This window comes from Mesorhizobium sp. M0195 (genome assembly GCF_040322115.1).
Taxonomy (GTDB): Bacteria; Pseudomonadota; Alphaproteobacteria; order Rhizobiales; family Rhizobiaceae; genus Mesorhizobium.
The window spans coordinates 1-20,047 of record NZ_JAMYSV010000006.1; the positions used below are offsets into that span (position 1 = coordinate 1).

The following is a 20,047-nucleotide window of genomic DNA, read 5'->3' on the forward strand; positions in this document are numbered from 1 at the left end:
ATCGCCACCCCGCCTTGGCGGGTGCTGTGGTCATGTCGTCCTGATCTAAATGCTACTGGGCCGGCTTGTAGATCTGGTCGAATATACCACCATCGCCGAAATGATAAGGCTGTGCCTTCTTCCAGCCGCCAAAAAGCGGGTCGTCGATGGTGATCAGCTTGATCTCAGGCAGCTTGGCCAAGTCCTCCGCCGGCACCAGGTCGGGCTTCGAAGGGCGATAATGGTTCTTGGCGATGAGCGTCTGGCCTTCCTTGGAATAGAGATAGCTCAGATAGGCTTCGGCAACTTTGCGTGTGCCTTTGGCGTCGACATTGGCGTCGACCACGGCGACCGGCGGCTCGGCCAGGATCGAGGTCGGCGGGTAGACGATATCGAAATTGTCGGCGCCGAACTCATCGAGCGCCAGATAGGCCTCGTTTTCCCAGGCGAGCAGCACGTCGCCCAGCCCTTTTTGCGCGAAGGTCACGGTGGCGCCGCGCGCACCGGTGTCGAGAACCGGGACATGCGCATAGAGATTGCCGACGAATTCCTTGGTCTTGGCCTCGTCGCCGCCATCCTTGGAGCTGGCATAGGCCCAGGCGGCGAGGTAGTTCCAGCGCGCGCCACCGGAGGTCTTGGGATTCGGCGTGATCACTTGGACGTCGTCCTTGACCAGATCGCCCCAGTCATGGATGCCCTTGGGGTTTCCCTTGCGGACGAGAAAGATGATGGTCGAGGTGTAGGGCGCCGAATTGTTTTCGAATTTCGTCCGCCAGTCTGGATTGATCTTCTTCGCTTTCGAAACGATGGCGTTGATATCGCCTTCGAGCGCCAGCGTCACCACGTCGGCGTCGAGGCCGTCGATCACGGCGCGAGCCTGCGCGCCGGATCCGCCATGTGACTGCTGGACGGTGACCGTCTCACCTGTCTCTGCCTTCCAGTGGGCAATGAAGGCCTCATCGAATTGCTTATAGAGCTCACGCGTCGGATCATAGGACACGTTGAGAATGGTGGTGTCGGCAAACGCGAAACCGAGCGTGCCGAACTGGACGGATGTGGCGACCAGTGCGCCGAGCAGTTTCCTGAAATGAGGTTTGGTCATTTCCGCCTCCGTTGAACTCGCGCCAAATCTACCGAATTGATAGAATTTAGATGCAATCAATGTTGCCTTTTTTGGCTCATTGAAGCAATTTTTCGCCTAGTTTCGGCGATGCGAAGAACTATTTTCCCGCATGGACCATGATCGCGCTCCCGACGCGATTAACTAGAGACGGCCAGCTCTTCGGCAATGGCTGCGTCTCGTCCGAACGAGGTTTCGGCAGCTTATTCGCCGGTAACGGGAAAGTTGAAGCGCTCTCTTGGAAACGGCTCGTTTTCCAGCGTGAAGTGCCACCATTCGCGTGGGTAATTCTTGAAGCCGCCGGCGCGCATCGCCTCGACAAGTCTTTTGCGGTTAGCCGCGGCTTCATCGTCTATCGCTCGGTGAGCCGTTTCGCTCGCCGGATCGAAACAGTCGAAACCGGTGCCGAAATCGAGCGTGTCGGCATCGGTCGCGCCGCAGGCCGGTTTCGGAGCGCTCGTGCGGCCGGCCTGTTTTTTATGGTTGACCCGGGCGATCGCGACATCGACCGTCGATCCGCGCGAATGGGTGGACAGTTCGCCGATATAACCCTTGGCGATGAGATCCTTGCGCTTGACCTTTGGATACCATTGCGGGTCCGGTGGCCCGCCCGTTTTTGTCCATTCACTCATGTCGGAGACAGCCCGCGCAGGGCGGTAGCAGTCGAACACGACCAGCGTCAGCCCTTCGGCAGCAATCGCTTTCTGCACTGCCGAAAGCGCTTGCGCCGCTTGCCTGGTGAGGACGCATACCGGCGCATCGTAGCCGCTTACCTTGCGATGCAGGAAATTTTCGAGGCCGGCATAGCGGATATCCTGCCGGATACTGGGATCGATGTCGGCCAGCCGAACAAAGCCGGCGGGGAGGGTGTCAGCAAAGGCCGAGGAAATACCGGCGGCCGAAAGCAAGGCGTAAACCCCACTCCCCTGAATCACCTGCCGGAATCTATTCAAGGGAAATTTTCACTCGACAAAAACCTTCACGCTGGCCGCGCGTCCCGCCGCGTCGATCACGGTCAGGGTCGAATAGCCGGCGCCGTCCGGCTGCCAGGTCGCGGTGCGCCGCCGGTCGATGCCGACCAGCGGCTTGCCGTTGGCCAGCCAGCGGAATGGTGCGCGGCCGCCCTGCAGCTTGAGAACCAGCGGCGAGGCGTCGGCCGAGGAAGTGCCGAGATCGACGCGGGCGCCGTCGGGCGGAAAGATGATGGTTGGCGCAGGTTCGGTCGGCGTCGCCTGCACCAGCCCATCGGTGCCGGCGCCGAAGCGCGTCAGCGTCACCGGCAGCTCCTCGCGTTTGGGACGCCGGACGCCGGACGGCTGGCTTGGCAGTGGTACGGCGGCCAGGCCGGAACGGACAAAGCCTTCGAACAGGATGGGCGCCGCCGAGATGTAGCCGGACAGGCCGGGCACCGCGCCGGCGTCGGGGCGCCCGACCCATACGCCGAGCACATAGCGGCCGTCAAAGCCGACCGACCAGGCGTCGCGATAGCCGTAGGAGGTGCCGGTCTTGTAAGCGATGCCGCGTTGGGCGGCACCCTGAGGCGGCTTGACGCCTGACAGGATGTCGGTGATCTGCCAGGTCGCCTGTCCGTCGAGGATGGTGGTGGTCGAGCGTTCGGTATTCTCCGGCTCGGTGCCGTCACGCAGCGTGTGTGCCTTGCCGCCATTGGCAAGGCCGGCATAGAGCTGAACCAGGTCGCGCAGTGTCATCCCGACGCCACCGAGGCCGATTGCCAGGCCAGGCGCCTCGTTGACGGGCAGTACAGGGGTCACATCGGCCTGGCGAAAGCGCGCCATCAGCCGGGCCGGGCCGACCGCGTCGAGCACGCGGATCGCCGGAACGTTGAGCGACAATTGCAGCGCCTGCCTGATGCTGACATCGCCCTGATAGCCCATGTCGAAGTTCTTCGGCCGGTAGCCGGAGAAATCGGCTGGGCTGTCCTCGATCAGCATCTCCTGCGCCACCAGGCCTTGTTCGAAGGCGAGGCCGTAGATGAACGGCTTCAGCGTCGAGCCAGGCGAGCGGACGACTTTGGTCATGTCGATCCAGCCCGAACGGGTGGCATCGAAGAAATCGGCAGAGCCGACCTCGCCAAGGATATCGCCGGTGCGGGCATCGGCCAGCACCATGGCCACCGAGAGGCGAGGGCCGAGCCTGGCGGCTGCATCTTTCGCCACCTGCTCCAGCCCTTCCTGGACACTCTTGCGGGTCGTCAGTTGCAGCTTCTGGCCGGGGATGGCCTTGGGCAGCATTGCATAGGCCGCATGGGCAGCGAGCGCCGGCAAGGTGCGCCGCAGCCCCGACACATCGTCGAGCGCGGCACGCGCGGCCTCACGTTCGCCGAGCAGGCCTGCCGAGACCATGCGGGTCAGCACCCGGTCGCGGGCAGCGTGGGCAATCTCGAGATTGCGATCAGGGCGTCGCTTTTCCGGCAATTGCGGCAAGGCGACGAGCAGGGCGGCCTCCGAAACCGTCAGCCGTTTCGGCTCCTTGCCGAAATAGGCGAGCGAAGCGGCGCGCACACCTTCGAGATTGCCGCCATAGGGCGCCAGCGTCAGATAGCGTTCGAGGATCTCGCGCTTGGAAAGCCGCCGTTCGATTTGCAGGGCGCGCAGCATCTGCTTGATCTTCGAGCCGAGGCTGCGGCTGTCGCGTGGTTCGATCAGGCGGGCGAGCTGCATCGAGAGCGTCGAACCGCCGGAGACGATATGGCCGCTGGTCGCGAACTGGCCGGCGGCACGCGCCAGTGCCAGCACGTCGATGCCTTGATGACCCCAGAAACGCTTGTCCTCATAGGTGACCAGCATGTCGACGAACTGCTTGTCGACCTGGTCCAGGCTGGTAGCGAGCCGCCAGTAGCCGTCCGGCGTGGCGAAGGCGCGCAGCAGTTGGCCGTCTCGGTCCTGCACCTCGGTCGAGACCGTCAAAGCAGCCGGCAGCGGCGGCGGAAATGCGCGGTCGAGCTGCCAGAGGGCGACGGCGGTGATTGCAGCGAGACCGGCAAAGGAAGTGCCCGTGATGGCCGCTCGGCGCAGGAATTTTCTGGAGAGCATGGCGCCGCCCCTCATCCGCCTGCCGGCACTTTCTCCCCGTTTAGTGACGGGGAGAAGGGGGCTGTCGCGACCCTTGGCGCCTTCTCTGCGGCGTTAAGGTTCGGCGAAAACTTCGGCGCATGGCTCTTTCTCCCCGTCTCTATACGGGGAGAAATGCCCGGCAGGGCAATGAGGGGCAGCGCCATCGCCATATTCCGATCCGCCTTTTTTTGCCTTACGGCGCCTTGACCTCCATCATGCCGGTGGCGGTGCGGGCCGAATATTGCGGCCGGTACATGTCCTCGATCGTTGCCGCCGGGTGGGCATAGGTGCCCGGCGTCACCGCGCGCACGACGTAGGCGAGCGTGATGTTGCGGTCGCCGTCGCCGTCGTTGGGATTGAACGCCGCGACGAAACGGTCGTCGCGGAATTCCAGATGGGCGGCATCGGTCTGAGCCAGCCAGGAGAAGTTCGTCAACTGAGCGCTGGAGACCAGGCCCGGATTGTCGATCTCGAAGCCGGCCGGCTGCAGGTCGGTGATCAGCAGCCGCGAAGGCCAGGTGTTCTGCTCGTAAACCTTGAGCACGACGACATAGCGTTCGTTCTGCTTGACCTCCGTCACGTTGGCCTCTGTGCCGTCGAGCTTGTAGTAGGTACGGCTGATGGTAAAGCCGTTGCCGCCGGCCGGCAGAGGCTGGATCGGCGAGGCCACAGTGGTGACGACCGCCTGCAGCGGATTTCTGCCGGTATTAACGATGGTCAGCGGACTGTCGGCCAGGTCACCACCGGCGATCTGGTCCGAATAGCCGCCGGCATGCGGTGCGCCGTTGACGGTCAGCGCGATCGAATCATTGCCGGCCTTCAGCGCCCGGGCCGCCAGCAGCATCCAGGACTCGTCCTGTGTGCTGGTCCACCTGGCCTCGGCGCGTTCCCTGGTCACCAACTGGATCAGCGCCGGCACGATGGTCGGCACCGGCTTGCTTTCCGCGGCAAGCGCCAGGATTGCCGCGCCGTCACGCAGCGGCGAGCCATAGTCGGATCGGTAATAGTCATATTCGGGTGTCGACTTGGCCAGTTGCAGCGCGGCCTGGAAGGTTGCCTCCGAGCGCTGCGTGTCACCGTAGAGCGCGAGAGACGCCGCCAGCTGGGCGACGGCCATCGGGCTGGTAAAGGCTTCGAGCTGGGTGTCGGCATAATAACGCAGATCGCCGACCGAGGCCTTCTTGTTGCGGGCAAGCACATAGAGCGCGTAGGCGATCTCGCTGCCGCGATCCTGGACATCCTGATCGTAGCCGATCGCGTTCTGCAGATTGCTCAGCGCCTGGTTCATCGCCAAGGCCGGCACGTCGTATTTCTGCTCGCGCGCCCGGGTCAGGAAATCGGTGACATAGGCGTCGAGCCACAGATCGCCGGAACCCGGACCCCACAGGCCGAAGCTGCCGGCCGATGCCTGGTAGCTCAGCACCTTGTAGATGGCGTCCTGGACGCGGCCATGCAGATCGGGGTCGCTGGCCATGCCGATGCCGGAAGCCATGTCGTTGACGTAGAGAAGCGGCATGGCGCGGCTGGTGGTCTGTTCAGCGCAACCATAGGGATAGCGGTCGAGCGTCATCAGCAGCGACGGCACGTCGAAGGCAGCCGCCTGCGAAACGCCGACGCTGACCGAAGCGCCATCGAGCAGGCTTGCCGCCAGCAGTTCCTTGTCGACGCGCAGCGCGCCGCCATTGCCCTTGAGGTCAACGACCATGCGGGTGGTCACCGGCAGTTGCGCCGGGCGCACCGGCACATAGAGCGTCTGCTCGACGGCGGTGCCGTCGGCATGCGCAAGCCTGATGGTGATCGAGGCGTTGCCTGCGGTCTGCGCAATCAACGGCACGGTCAGTGTCTGCCGCTTGCCTTTGGCGAGCGTCAGCTTTTCAGGCAAGGCGGCATTGCCGGTTGACAGGTCGCCTGTCGTGTTGACGGTCAGCTTGTAGTCCCCTGCGGGGCCGTCGGTGTCGGCGACGTCGAGCCGCATGACGGCGGAATCGCCGGGCGCCAGGAAGCGCGGCAGGCCGGCGGTGATTACCACCGGATCACGCACGATGACGTCGGACTGGGCATGGCCGACCGCCTCCTTGGTCCAGGCGACGGCCATGACGCGCACGGTGCCGTTGAACTGCGGAATGTCGAAGTCGATCCGCGCCTTGCCGTCGGCGTCGAGCTGGACCGGGCCGGAGAAGAAGGCGACCAGCTTTTCGGTCGGCGGACTGCCTTGCGATTGCATGTTGGCGCCGTCGCCGCCGGTGCGCAGCTTACCGGTTGTGCCCAGCGAGCCGTCGATCAGCCGGCCATAGATGTCGCGAACCTCGAGACCGAGCATGCGCTGCCCGAAGAACCAGTTCTCCGGATCCGGTACCTTGTAGTTGGTCAGGTTGAGGATGCCGACGTCGACGGCCGCGACCATGACATAGGCGTTGGTGCCGGGCTGCACGCCGGCAACGGCAACCGGGATCGACAGCTGCTGGCGCGGCATGGTCTTGTCCGGCGTCGCCAAGCTGACAGCAAGCTTCCGCGAGCCGGGATCGAGCTTCAGCCATTTGACGCCGATGGCGCGCGCCGGCATGCGTGTCTCTTGCGCATCGCCCGGCCTGAACAGCGTTGCCGTGACGTAGGCGCCGGCACCCCAGTCGTCGCCGACCGGGATGTCGACAGTGCTGCCGCCGGCCGGCACGCTGGCGGTGACGGTCTTCAGGAGCTTGTCGGCGCCGATGGTGACGAGCAGCTCGCCGGCAAAGTGCGGCGACACTTTGAGCTTGGCCACTTCACCCGCCGCATAGGTATCCTTGTCGAGGGCGATCTCGAGGCCGTCGGGCGTTTCGGTGGTGGTGGAACTGACATACCAGCCGGCGTCGAACTCGTAGCTGGTGGCCGGACCTTCCGGATCCGCTGTCTCGATCTCGAGCCGGTAGCGGCCCCAGTCGACCGGCAGCGACACCGTAGCCTCACCATCGGCGCTCAGGTCGACCTGGCCGTTGGCCATCGCCTTGGTGAAGGTGACCGGCTCATAGTTCCAGGAGTTGCTCGAGCGGTACCACTGGTAGCTGCGCTCGACCTTGACCAGCGACCACTGTGCGCCCTTCAGCGCCTCACGCTTGCCGTCTGGGTCGACGGCGATCACGCTGAACTTGGCCGTGCCGCCTTGCGGCACCTCGTCTCCGTCGAAATCCGGACGGATGCCGATCATGTGGCCCTGCGGGCGGATGCCGATATTCAGCGAGCGCTCGACGGCGCGGCCGCCGGTTTCACGCATCCTGACAGTGATCTTGGCATCGACCAGCTTGGTGGTCGATGGCAATTGATCGACGGAGACCGGGAAGGTCGCCTTGCCGTCCTCGCCGACCACCGGCAGGCCGGTGAAGGGCGTCACTGTCGGTTCAGCCGACTGTTCGTCGGCCAGACCGAAGGAATAGCCTTTGAAGCGGTCCCAATCGCGGGCGGTCGACAGCGTCAATTCGCCTTCGAGCGCGAGGCCCGCGGCCGGCGCGCCGTAGAGAAAGCGGCCGTCGACGGTAATGTTGGCGGTCTCGCCCTGGGCGATCTCCTGCTTGTCGGAGGACAGGTCGAACTCGATGCGGTCCGGTACGAAGTCCTCGACCAGGAACATCTGGCTGGCGACCGCCGCCTGCTTGGGATCGGTATGGATCGCCACCGTCCAGGTGCCGCGCATGGCGTTGGGTTCCAGCGGCAGGTCGACTGCGTGACCGCCGGCCGACGCGCCGTCGCTGACGATGCGGCGGTCCTCGACGCCGTCGGGCCGCGAGAAGATGAAGGTCAGCGGCAGGTTCTCGACCGCCTTGGCGGCACTGTCGCGGGCAAGAGCCGCGACATGGACATCTTCGCCGGCGCGGTAGATGCCGCGCTCGGTCCAGGCATAGACGTCGAGCGCGCCAGGTGCCGGCCGTCCGGCGACGCCACGGTCGGACAGGTCGAAGCCGGCGCGGCCCATATCGAGGAAGACGAAATCGTCGTCGCCCTGTTTGGCCATCAGCACGGCCGGTGCCATGCCGCTGTCGCCGCGCGTCAGGCCGGGATTGAACACCGCCCGCCCTTCCGCGTCGGTGGTCGCGATGCCGAGGATTTCATTGTTCCTGGCAAGCAGCGTCAGCTCGGCGCCGGCAATCGGCTTGGCGGTTGCGAGCGAACGCGCAAAGACGTTCAGTCCATCCTGTCCGGTATAGGTCGACAGGCCGATATCGGAGACGACGAACCATTGCGTGGCGTGCGAATCATAGTCGTCGCTGCGATCGTCGACGGCTTGTGCGGTCAGCACATAGACGCCGGGCTTGCGCTTCGGCAGCGCCTGGTCGATTGGGAAGGAGGTGGTGACTTCCTTGTTGAGGTCGTTGGCGATGTCGAGCTGGCCCTGCCAGACCGGCTCGCCCATCTGTTCGGAGATGTTCGAAATGTCGTAGCCGTCAAGCTGGCGCAGGAACTGATATCCCGACAGAAGTTGGGCCAGCGAGCGGTCGCCGATGCGGAAGAGCTTCATTTCGGCGGCATTCATGTTGACGGTGACGACCGGTATGCCGCGGCGTGCGCCGGCGGGCAGCACGAAGCTGTCGCCGGTGAAGCGGGCCGAAGGCGCGCGGTCCTGCACATATATCGATAGAACCACCGGTGCCGCGGTGACCTCGCCAATGGCGGCCGGCAGGCCGGCGCGGAAGGTCACGTCATAATGTTGGCCGTGCTCGAGCCCTTCGACGCAGATCTGCTTGTCCTTGGCTTCGACGCCCTTGGGAGCGGCGTTGTCGACAGTAACGAACTGCGAGTAGTCGACGCCGGTCTTGACCAGCTCCTCGGAGAACTGCGCGCAGATGCGTGGCGCGCTGGTGTCGGCATCGACGGTATGATCGATGACGCGGAAGCCCTTGCGGGCCTTGAGATCCTGGTAGGCGGCCCTGACTGCCGGCGAATTGACGAGAGCGAGGCTCGCCTCGTAGGCCTGCAGGGCCGGCCTGTAGAGATCGCGGCGATCAAGGCCGTCCCCGAGCAGCGCCAGCACGTCGGCGCGCGTCCTGGTGGTGCGCAGCAATTTGTAGGCATTGAAGGCGGCGGAAGTGGCGTTCGCCGGCAGCGTCGACGGCTCCGAACTGTTGGCGGTCGGATGGACGGCAAGCGTTTCGCGCGCCAGCTCGAGCCAGAGCTGGCCGTCATCAGGCAACGCCGAAACCGCCGCCTCGTATTTGTGCATGGCCGCGCGATGATCGCCCGTCAGCGCCGACTGTTCGGCGGCGGCCCTCAGCGCCGTCAGCCCCTCGGTCGGCTTGGTGTAGGTCGGGCCAGTGAGCTTGTTGCGGTATTGCTGGGCCTGGTCTGCCATCCAGTTCGGGAAGAAGGCGAGTTCGGGTGGCGCGCCGATGTCGGGATCGCCATCGATGTTGACGACCTTGCCGGCGACGGCGCCGCTGAAGGGTTTCAACGAGTTGTAATCGGATTTAAGAAAGCACCATTTGGCCTTGAGGTTGTAGGTGAAGGCGCGGCAGGCCGGGTCGCCGAGGCAGGTGGTCTTGCACTGGTCGAGGCTGACATTCTGGTCGGATCTGAGATCGAAACCGAAATAGTCGGAATTGTCCGATGTCACCACCCGCCGGGCTTCGGCCGCTTGCGCGACACCGCTCCAGGCAAAAAAGAGAAGGAAAAGAATCGATAGACCACGAGCCGCGCGCATTGCCATAAACCCCTCCAGACAAGTGCTGACGTCCAGAAATCTTCAAGCTTCAGTGGCGCTTGTCAACATCAGGACGCGGCAGGATCCGCCTGCCAACGGTTTGCTTTCCGGCCGATGACCGGTAGTAGCTCCATAGGACAGGGGATCACGCTTTCTTGCGGCGACGCAGAAGGTGTGAGTTCCAAGCCCTGTCTATTTCAGCAATTGGATTGTGGCCCCTTTACGAGTGCTTCAGAACTTCATTCCAATTTTAGGTTTGCGAGCTAGGCTAGGAGCGTAATGCCGGCGTATGAAAGGCAGATGTCGGGAGGAACCGCGCAACGGCGCGCGCTTTCGCGCGCCCTGCTTTTCGCCTTGCTGTGCTCGGCGGTACTTATTGTCGAGACCGGAAATGCGGCAGCCTTCGAGATTTTCGGCATCAAGCTATGGGGATCGTCGAAGGACGAAGATGCCGACATCGTTGACCCGCTGCGTTATGCCGTGACGATCGAGACGCCCGACGCCGACAAGGATCTCGCCGAGAAGCTCGAAAACGCCTCGGCGCTGAAAGCCGACGAGGAACACCCGGTATCAGGTTCGCTGGGTCTTTTGGCCAAGGCGCGCAGCGACCGTGAGCAACTTGTCGCCGCGCTCTACGCGGACGCCCGCTACGAGGGGGTCGTCACCATCACTATTCAGGGCAAGCCGCTCGACGATCTGCCGCCCGATGCCGAGTTTTCCGGCCCGCAGCCGATTCCGGTGGTGATAAGCATAGCGGCCGGGCCGAAATTCACGCTTGGCAACATCAGACTGAAAGGCGATGCAGCGGGGCTGGCAAGTGCCGATTTCGGTCTGATCGCCGGCGGTGACGCCAGTTCGGGCGCCGTGCTCAAGGCCGAGGCGGCGATCGTGCGGGCACTCAAGCAAGAAGGCAGGCCGCTGGCCAAGGTGACGGGCCGCGAGATCGTCGCCGAGCACACCGGTTCGACGCTCGACGTGACGCTCACCGTCGCGGCCGGCCCGGTCGCCGGCTATGGCGACACCACTGTCGAGGGTACCGAAAAGGTCGACCGCGACTTCACCGAATATATGACCGGTCTGAAGCGTGGCCGCCAGTATTCGCCCGATGAGATCGACGATGCACGCGACCGGCTGCTCGGCCTCGAGGTCTTCAACAGCGTGACGGTGAAGGAAGCCGACGCCCTCGACGCCGAGGGCAATGTCCCGATCGGTGTCCAGGTCAGCGAACGCAAGCCGCGCTATTTCGGCATTGGCGGCAGCTTCTCAAACACCGAAGGGCTGGGCCTCGAAGGCTATTGGGGGCATCGCAATCTGTTTGGCCGCGCCGAAAAGCTGCGCATCGACGGCAAGATCAGCGGCATCGGCAGCAACGACTTGACCCAGCTCAATTACAATGCCGGCGTCATGTTCGAAAAGCCGGGCGTGGTCGGGCCGGCGTCGAAATTCATTGCCAGCGTCAATGCTGTGCTGGAGCACCCCGACGCCTATGACCATTTCTCGGTCAAGGGCAGTACCGGCCTATCCTACGAACTCGACAAGAAGCAGACGGTTTCCGCGCAAGTCGCGCTGGATTATTCGAGGATCCACGACGCTTTCGGCAAGCACACCTATCTGATCGCCAGCATTCCACTGCAATATGTCTACGACAATCGCGACAGCAAGCTCAATCCGACCCGGGGCTTCAGGGTGCTGGCCTATGCCGAGCCGAGCTACGACATTTTGAGCGGGGCTGCCTTCGTCAAGCTGAAGGGCGAGGGGTCGGCCTACCAGTCGCTCGATTCGGCCTCGAAATTCGTTTTCGCCGAACGTGTCGCCATCGGCTCTATCATCGGCGCCAGTCTTCAAGATGTTCCGGCAGATCGCCGCTTCTACTCAGGCGGCGGCGGTTCGGTGCGCGGCTATGCTTATCAAGGCATCGGCCCGAAGGACAGCAATGGAGAGCCGATCGGAGGGCTTTCCTTCTTCGAGACCTCGGTCGAGATGCGCATCGCCGTCACCGACAAGATCGGCGTTGTGCCGTTCGTCGATGCCGGCACGGTGTCGACGAGGCAGGTTCCCGATTTTTCGGACATGAAGGTCGGCGCGGGTGTAGGCTTGCGCTATCTGACGGCGTTCGGGCCGCTCCGCATCGACGCGGCAGTGCCGCTCAACCGCGGCCCCGACGATCCTCATTTCGGCATTTATGCCGGCATCGGCCAGGCATTCTGATGGCAATATTCAGGCGCATCCTTCGTATCCTTTTCTACACGCTGCTCATCGTCGTGGCAGCGGCGGTGGGGGCGCTCGTCGTGCTGACCAAGACCGAGCGCGGCCGCGAAAACCTTGCCGGCATCATCTCGACCATGGCCTCGACCAGTGATCGCAAGGTCACTGTCGTCGGCATCGACGGTATCTGGTCGGGCGCGCTGAGGGTCGATCATGTCGTTCTGGAGGATCGCGAAGGCGCCTGGATGGTGGCGCGCAAGGTGGCCGTCGACTGGTCGCCGCTGGCACTCCTGTCGAAGAGCTTCAGCGCCGATCGCATTGGGGCCGAGCGTATCGAGTTGGCAAGGCTGCCGATGGCCAATACACAGCCGCGCCAAAGCGGGGCGACCACGCTGCCGGTTTCCATCGATGTCAAGCAGCTCGACCTTCCCGAAATCGCACTCGGGCAGGCTCTGGCCGGCAGCGGTGTTGCCGAGCTCGCAGCCAAGGGAGCGCTCAAGGCGGATGCCTCGCCGTTGGCTATCGAGACCAATCTCAACATCGTTCGCCATGACGGCAAGCAAGGCACGGTCGACGCCAAAGCCCAATTCGCGCCGGCCGACAACAAGCTCGACCTCGACTTGAGGGCATCCGAGCCGGCCGGCGGCATCATCGCCAACCTGCTCAAGCTGCCGGGCGCGCCGCCGGTCGAGATTGTCGTTTCCGGCACCGGACCGCTCGCCAACTGGAATGGCATCGGGACCTTTGTCGTCGATCGCCGGATCGTCACCCAGCTTACCGGTCGTCATCAGCTCACGAACAAGGGTCATTATGTCGAGGCCAAGGGTGACGGCGAGTTCGAGCGCTTCCTGCCCGAAAATCTGAAGCCGCTGTTTGCCGGCAAGACCAGCTTCGACCTCGCCGGCACAGCGACCGCGGCCGGCGGCGTCGACGTGGAGCGCGCCAATATCGACAGCGATGCCGTGCACGCGACGGCCGCCGGCACTGTCGATCCGAACGGTGCCAGCGATCTTTCCGTTAAGCTCGCCGCAAAGGGGCCGCCGATCGTGCTTAGTCTCGGCAGCGAGGCGCAGCCGATAACCGTGGCGATCAAGGACGCCACGGCCCGCGCTTTCGGCGATGGCAAGGCGCCGATGGTCGATATCGGCGCGTCGCTGGTCTCGGTGGTGGCGGGCGGCACGCGGGTGGACGACCTGATCGGGCAAGTGCATTCGGATGGTTTCGACATCCAGAACCGTAGCGGGCCTGTCACCATCAAGCTGACGGCGGCCGGCCTGAACACCGACGTTGCGACGTTGGCGCCGCTGATAACGGGCAGGGTCAGCGCCGGTCTCGCCGGCTCCGTCAGCAAGGACCAGGTCGTCGTCGACCAAGGCACGCTGCGCAGCGACGCGCTCAATGCGTCCGTAACGGCCACCGTGGTGCTGGCCGATCTGTCGATGACGCTCAAGATGAATGCCGACGCGGCTTCGACGGCGCTGCCGCCGCAGATCAGTTCGGTTCTCGGCCAGCGCGTGCAGTTTTCCGCAACCGCGACCCGCGACCCGGACGGTGCGTTTGCCGCCAATGCACTGCAGCTCACCTCCGGCACGCTCAACGCCAGCGGCACCGCCAGCGCGCAGGGCACCGATATCCGAGCCGATATCAAAGGAACGCTCGGCGACGTGTCGGTGCTGTCGCCGCTGGTTGGCGCGAAGGTCGGCGGCGCAGTCGATTTCGCGCTGACCGCAAGCGGTGCGCGCACCGCGCCGGACTTCTCGGTTTCGGCCAGCAGCGACAGCCTGACGGCGTCCGGCCATGCGGTGAAGCAGATCAAGCTGAGCGCGCGCGGCAAGGCCGATATCGCCAGTCCCGCCGCCGATGTCTCGCTGACCGGCTCGGTCGACGACCAGCCGCTCGACCTCAAGGCATCGCTGGTCACGACCGACGGAAAGCGCTCCATCAATGGACTTGCCGTCTCGCTGGCCGACAACAAGGTCTCCGGCGACCTCGGGCTCGACGACAACCTGCTGCCGCTCGGCACGTTGGCCCTCGATGCCGCCGATATTGCCCCGCTGGCCAGACTTGCCGGCCAAACGCTAGCCGGCGACGTGCGTGGCACGATCCGCTTCGCCAACGACAATGGAGCACCGACGGTCGCGATCGATGCGACGAGCACCGCGATTTCGCGCGGCGAACTGGCGGCCAAGACAATCGCCGTCAACGCGCTGGTCGCCAATTATCTCAAAGCCCCGGCGATCGCCGGCAAAGTCAAGGCCGACATGATCACTTCCGGAACCACGGTGATCAGCGGCATCGATGTCGACCTGAAGCGCAACGGCGACTGGACCGGCTTTAGCGGCGGCGCCACGGTCGCCGGCATTCCGGCCAGCGCGGCCGGGCGGGTCAGGATCGCGAACGGCATCACCAGCATCGAGCTTGCCTCGGGCGAGGCAATCATCCGCGGCATCAAGGCAGCGATCGCACAGCCGTCGGCGCTGACAATCGCCAATGGCATGGTGAGCATTGAGAACCTGGCGCTCGGTGTCGGCGGCGGTTCGGTTGCCGTGTCGGGTACGGCTGGCCAGACGCTCGATCTCGCTGCCACCTTGTCGGCGGTGCCGGCAGCGCTTGCCAATGATTTTTCACCGGGTCTCGATGCCGTGGGCGCGCTCAGCGGCACCGCGCAGGTCACGGGATCGTCGGCTGCCCCCGACGTCCGTTTCAACGCCCGGCTCAGCGGCGCCGAAACCAACCAGACCCGGCGGGCCGGGCTCGGGCCGCTCGATCTCGATGCGGCAGGCCGCTTCTCCTCGGTCAGCGGCCTGGCCATCGAGCAGGCGACGCTTGCCGGCGAGAAAATCTCCGGCAAGGCAGCCGGCACCATCAATCCGAACGGCGCCAGCGATTTCTCGCTCGACCTCGCCTCGACCGGTCCGAGCCTGCCGCTGTCGTTCGGCAGCAAGGCAAGTCCGATCAAGCTCGAGCTGCAGGCGATATCGCTAAAGGCGGCCGGGCAGGGCACGCAGCCGAAGCTCGACATCTCCGCGACGCTGCCATCGGCCGCCACCAATCTGGCTAAGGTCGAGGGCATCACGCTGGCGCTGCACTCCGATCGCTTCGACGTGAAAGCCCGGAGCGGGCCGATCTCCGGCACCGTGACCGCTGAAAAAATCGGCATCGACAATCCGACAGTCGCACCGCTGATCGCCGGCAAGGTCACTGCCAAACTCGCCGGCAGCCTTGCCGCCGACGCTGTCATCATCGATAGCGGCACAGTGACCAGCGACGCGTTGAACAGCGGCTTCAACGGGCGGGTCTCGCTGGCCGACGGCGCCATCGATCTAAATCTCAAGGCGGATGCCGCGTCGGCGGCGCTGCCGGCGGCGGTACGTGGCGTGCTCGCCGCGCGAACACAACTCAGTGCCGCGCTGAAGCGAGACGCCAACGGCAATGTCACCGCCAACGCCGTCAGGCTGTCGTCCGGTTCGCTAACGGCAGACGGGCAGGCGAGCCTTGCCGCCAACAAGCTCAGCGCCGACGTCAAAGGCGCGCTGGGCGACGTCTCGCTGGTATCCAAGGACGCCAAAGGCGCCATCTCTTTCGCGCTGAATGCGCAAGGCGCCAGCACTGCGCCGGATCTGTCCCTGACTGTCAACAGCGACAGGCTTTCGGTCGCGGCGCGCGAGATCACTGGCCTGAAGCTCACTGCCACCGGCAAGGCTGATGCCGCCAACCCGGCTGCGAATGTGCAACTCACCGGAAACGTCGCGGGTCAACCGCTGCAGGGCAGCGCCGTGCTGGCGACATCGGACGGCAAACGCGCCATCAATGGGCTTTTGCTGTCGCTGGGCAAGAACCGTATTTCCGGCGACCTGGCGCTCGACGATGCCTTCGTCCCGGTCGGCACGGTAGCGCTCGACCTGCCCGATATCGGTCCGCTTGCTGCCCTGGCACTGGAAAAGGCCGACGGCGATGTGCGCGGCACGATCGCCTTCTCCAAGGCGGGCGCCGTGCCGCAGGTCGCCGTCAAGGCGATGACGGGCTCGATCTCGCGCGGCGATGTCTCGGCCAAGGCCGTGAGCATCGATGCGCTGATCGCCAACTATCTGGCGGCACCGGTGATCTCGGGCAAAATCCGTGCCGACAGCGTGACCTCCGGCGGCACGGTTATCCGTGGCGTCGACGTCGATCTCAAGCGCGACGGCGAATGGACCGGTTTTTCCGGTGGCGCCACCGTCAAGGATATTCCGCTGAAAGCCGGTGGGCGGGTCAAGGCGGTCAACGGCACGACGACGGTCGAACTTGCCTCCGGCGAGGCGACCATCCGCGGCATCAAGGCGGCTATCGCCCAGGCCTCGACCATCAACATCGCCAATGGAGTGCCCAGCCTCGACAGGCTGGTGCTCAACCTCGGCGGCGGCACGGCGACGGTCACGGGCAAAGCTGGGCAGGCGCTCGACCTCAACGCGACGCTGGCCCGCGTCCCGATCTCGATAGCCAACAGTTTTTCGCCGGGCCTCGATGCCGCCGGTTCCATCTCGGGCACGGTGAAGGTGACGGGTGCGCCGGCCAATCCGGCCGTTGCTTTCAAGATCGATGCAGCAGGCGTTCAGACGTCGCAGACCCGTGGTGCAGGCTTCGGCGCCATGGGCGTTTTATCCTCAGGTACGTATTCGGGCAACAGACTGACCTTCGACGCCAACATGAGCGATGCCGCCGGCCTCGGTCTCAAGGGCGGCGGCACGATGACGACATCAGGCGCGCCCACCCTTGATCTCAACTTTTCCGGCAAGGTGCCGTTCGCATTCCTCACCAGGACACTCGCCGCGCAAGGCTTGTCCCTGAGCGGCACGGCCGACGTCGATATACAGGTACGCGGCCCGGCGACGTCGCCGGTGATCTCAGGCACGGTCCGCACGTCAGGCGCCCGCCTGCTCGACGCGCGTTCGGGGCTTGCGATCAACGACATCACTGCCGATGTCGCCGTCGGTGGCGGCGTGGCAAGGATCAATCGACTGACCGGCACGCTGTCGACGCGCGGCAGCCTTTCGGCCAGCGGCACCGTCGGCATCGATCCGGCTAAGGGTTTTCCGGCCGATCTGTCGATCAAGCTTGTCGACGGCCGCTATACCGACGGCAAGGTAGTCACCGCCAATCTTGGCGGCGACCTGACCGTTAAGGGGCCGCTCACCTCCGCGCCGATGATTTCCGGTACCGTCAACCTGGCCAAGACCGTCATCACCGTACCCGAAAAACTGCCCGGCTCGCTGGCCGAGCTCAACGTCAAGCACAAGAATGCGCCGGCCGCCGTGCGTGCGCAGGACAAGGCGTTGCACCCGGCCGCTGCAAGCAGCGGTGGCGGCGGCAGCGGCCTCATTCTCGACGTCACGGTCAATGCGCCGAGCCAGATCTTCATCCAGGGCAGGGGCGTCGACGCCGAACTCGGCGGGTCGTTGCGGCTGACCGGCCCGGCATCGTCACCCCAGGCGGTCGGCACCTTCACCTTGCGGCGCGGTCGGCTGACGATCCTTGCCAAGCGGCTGACCTTCACCGAAGGCACGGTCGGCTTTTCCGGCTCTCTGGTGCCCTACCTCAATCTCACGGCGCAATCGAAGACGACCAGCGCCACCGTGACCATCGTGGTGTCGGGCGAGGCGACCAACCCGAAATTCACCTTCTCCTCGGTACCGGCGCTGCCGGAGGACGAGGTGCTGGCGCAGCTGATCTTCGGCCGTTCGATGTCGAACCTGTCGCCGCTGCAGATCGCTCAGCTTGCCGAGGCTGCCGGACAACTGGCCGGCATCGGCGGCTCGACCTCCCTGCTGCAGAACCTGCGCAGCGCGATCGGCGTCGACGACCTCGACGTGATCACCGACGAAGAGGGCGGCACCGCCGTCTCGGCGGGCAAGTATCTCAACGACCGCACCTACGTGACGATCCAGAAGGGCGACAGGCCGGGCTCGGGCAAGGCAACCGTCGATCTCGACGTTGGGCGCGGCGTCAAGCTGCGTGGTGAGGCAACCGACGCCGGCGAAGCCAAAGGCGGTGTTTTCTACGAACGGGAATATTGAAACCGGCCGTTCGCGCAGAACAGCTGGTTGCCCGATGAACGAGCGGCGCAGCAGCAAATGTCCCGGTTTAATTGCCCGTGGAGATTTCGGGCGAAATCCCTGGCGCACTAGCAAATTTGCGCCAAGACTGTCGTTAACGCGCGAACCGGCCTGCTTCCAAAGTTGCACATTCCTTGGCATGTTCCCAATCCGTGCCGTCTTTGACATCATGGCGCGGATGCGGAATGTTAAAAGGCAGAAAGCCAACAATGGGAGTTAGTCATGACGATCTACAAGAGTAACGGCGACCGCGTTCCCGATCACATCCTGGCCATGGCCGAAGACGCCAAGGCAGGCAAGATGGATCGTCGCGAATTTCTGGCTCTCGCCAGCGTCTTCGGAGCCTCGACGGCGATGGCCTATGGCATGCTTGGCCTTGCAGACCCGACGCCGGCCAAAGCGGAAGAGGTCCAGGGCAAGAAAGGCGGCGTGTTGAAGGTCGCGCAATGGATCAAGGATCCGAAGGATCCGCGCAAGGCCGACTGGTCGGAAATCGCCAATGCCGAGCGCCAGGCGCTCGAGCCGCTGGTCAAATATACCACCGAATACACATTCCGCCCCTATCTGCTGGAGAGCTGGGACGTGAATGACGACGCTACCGAATACACGCTGCATGTGCGCAAAGGCGTCACCTGGAACAACGGCGATCCGTTCACCGCAGACGACGTCATCTTCAACCTCAAGCGTTGGGCCGACAAGAAGGCCGAAGGCAATTCCATGCCGGGTCGCCTCGGTTCGCTGGTCAAGGACGACAAACTGGATGAGAGCGCGGTGACCAAGGTCGACGACCACACGATCAAGCTGACGCTCAGCAAGCCGGATATCGCCCTCATTCCCAACGTGTGCGACTATCCCGGCCTCATCGTCCACAAGACGTTCGATGAAAAAGGCGGCGACTTCAAGTCCTGCCCGATCGGCACTGGGCCGTTCGAGCTGGTCTCCTACGATGTCGGCCAGAAAGTGGTCTACAAGCGCCGCGAAGATAACAAATGGTGGGATGGTGAGGTCTTCCTCGACGGCATCGAGTTCGTCGACTACGGCACCGATCCGGCGGCCATGGTCAGCGCCTTCGAAGCAGGCGAGGTACACACCAATTTCGAGACGTCGGCCGACTATGTGTCGATCCTCGACGGCATGGACCTGGTGAAGTCGGAGATCGTCACCGCCTCGACGATCGTCTGCCGCACCAATGTGACCAACAAGCCTTATGGCGACCAGAAGGTTCGCAACGCCCTGCAGCTCGCGGTCGACAACAATGTCGTCCTCCAGCTCGGCTACGGCAATGCCGGCACGGTTGCCGAAAACCACCATGTCGCCCCGATCCATCCGGAATACTACGAACTGCCGAAGATTGCTCGCGACCCGGCCAAGGCGAAGGCGCTGATGGCGGAAGCCGGCCAGGCCGATTTCGAGCACGAGCTGATCACGGTCGACGAGGACTGGCACAAGAATACAGGCGATGCGATCGCCGCGCAGATGCGGGACGCCGGCATCAAGGTGAAGCGTACGGTGCTGCCGGGTTCGACCTTCTGGAACGACTGGACGAAGTATCCGCTGTCGATGACCAACTGGAACATGCGGCCGCTCGGCGTCCAGGTTCTGGCGATCGGCTACCGCACAGGTGAAGCCTGGAACGAGACGGCCTGGTCGAATCCGGAGTGGGATGCCAAGCTCAACGCTGCGCTCGCAGTCGCCGACGCCGCCAAGCGCAAGGAAATGATGAAGGATATCGAGCAGATCCTGCAGGATTCCGGCATTATCATCCAGCCTTATTGGCGCAAGCTCTACAGCCATTCGGTCAAGGCGGTGCAGAACTACAAGATGCACCCGACCTTCGAGCGCGACTATGGCAAGGTCTGGCTCGAGCAGGCCTGACCGGACGATCCGGAAAGGGGCGTCTCGCCCCTTT

The 20,047-nt window shown here is 64.2% G+C and carries 7 protein-coding genes; 3 read left to right on the plus strand and 4 right to left on the minus strand.

The genetic code is table 11. The features are described from left to right. Nucleotides 1-52: 52 nt before the first annotated feature. The 4 genes from NKJ12_RS14495 to NKJ12_RS14510 all read right to left on the minus strand — a co-directional run bounded on the left by NKJ12_RS14495 (nucleotide 53) and on the right by NKJ12_RS14510 (nucleotide 9,847). Nucleotides 53-1,081, minus strand: a complete 1,029-nt coding sequence (locus NKJ12_RS14495; RefSeq protein ID WP_352505538.1) for a sulfate ABC transporter substrate-binding protein — start codon at nucleotides 1,079-1,081, stop codon at nucleotides 53-55. Between the two features lie 221 nt (nucleotides 1,082-1,302). Then, on the minus strand, nucleotides 1,303-2,007 hold the full coding sequence (locus tag NKJ12_RS14500; protein WP_352505539.1) for a M15 family metallopeptidase: 705 nt from the start codon (nucleotides 2,005-2,007) through the stop codon (nucleotides 1,303-1,305). A gap of 54 nt (nucleotides 2,008-2,061) precedes the next feature. After that, nucleotides 2,062-4,152 carry a penicillin-binding protein 1C gene (gene pbpC / locus NKJ12_RS14505; protein WP_352703398.1) on the minus strand — a complete coding sequence of 697 codons (2,091 nt, stop codon included), beginning with the start codon at nucleotides 4,150-4,152 and terminating at the stop codon, nucleotides 2,062-2,064. A 214-nt stretch (nucleotides 4,153-4,366) separates the two neighbouring features. Beyond that, complete coding sequence (locus NKJ12_RS14510; protein ID WP_352703400.1) at nucleotides 4,367-9,847, minus strand: alpha-2-macroglobulin family protein; 5,481 nt, start codon at nucleotides 9,845-9,847, stop codon at nucleotides 4,367-4,369. A 273-nt stretch (nucleotides 9,848-10,120) separates the two neighbouring features. Here NKJ12_RS14510 and NKJ12_RS14515 point away from each other — a divergent pair, with 273 nt between their 5' ends. From NKJ12_RS14515 to NKJ12_RS14525, 3 genes are all read left to right on the plus strand, one after another. Further along, nucleotides 10,121-12,049, plus strand: a complete 1,929-nt coding sequence (locus NKJ12_RS14515; RefSeq protein WP_352505542.1) for an autotransporter assembly complex protein TamA — start codon at nucleotides 10,121-10,123, stop codon at nucleotides 12,047-12,049. Beyond that, the gene (locus NKJ12_RS14520; protein ID WP_352703402.1) at nucleotides 12,049-18,099 is read left to right on the plus strand and encodes a translocation/assembly module TamB domain-containing protein; all 6,051 of its coding nucleotides are present in this window, start codon (nucleotides 12,049-12,051) and stop codon (nucleotides 18,097-18,099) included. Before NKJ12_RS14515 ends, NKJ12_RS14520 begins: the two co-directional genes overlap by 1 nt. A gap of 261 nt (nucleotides 18,100-18,360) precedes the next feature. Then, nucleotides 18,361-20,013 (plus strand): ABC transporter substrate-binding protein, encoded by a 1,653-nt coding sequence (locus NKJ12_RS14525; protein WP_352505544.1) that lies wholly within the window; start codon nucleotides 18,361-18,363, stop codon nucleotides 20,011-20,013. Nucleotides 20,014-20,047: the final 34 nt, after the last annotated feature.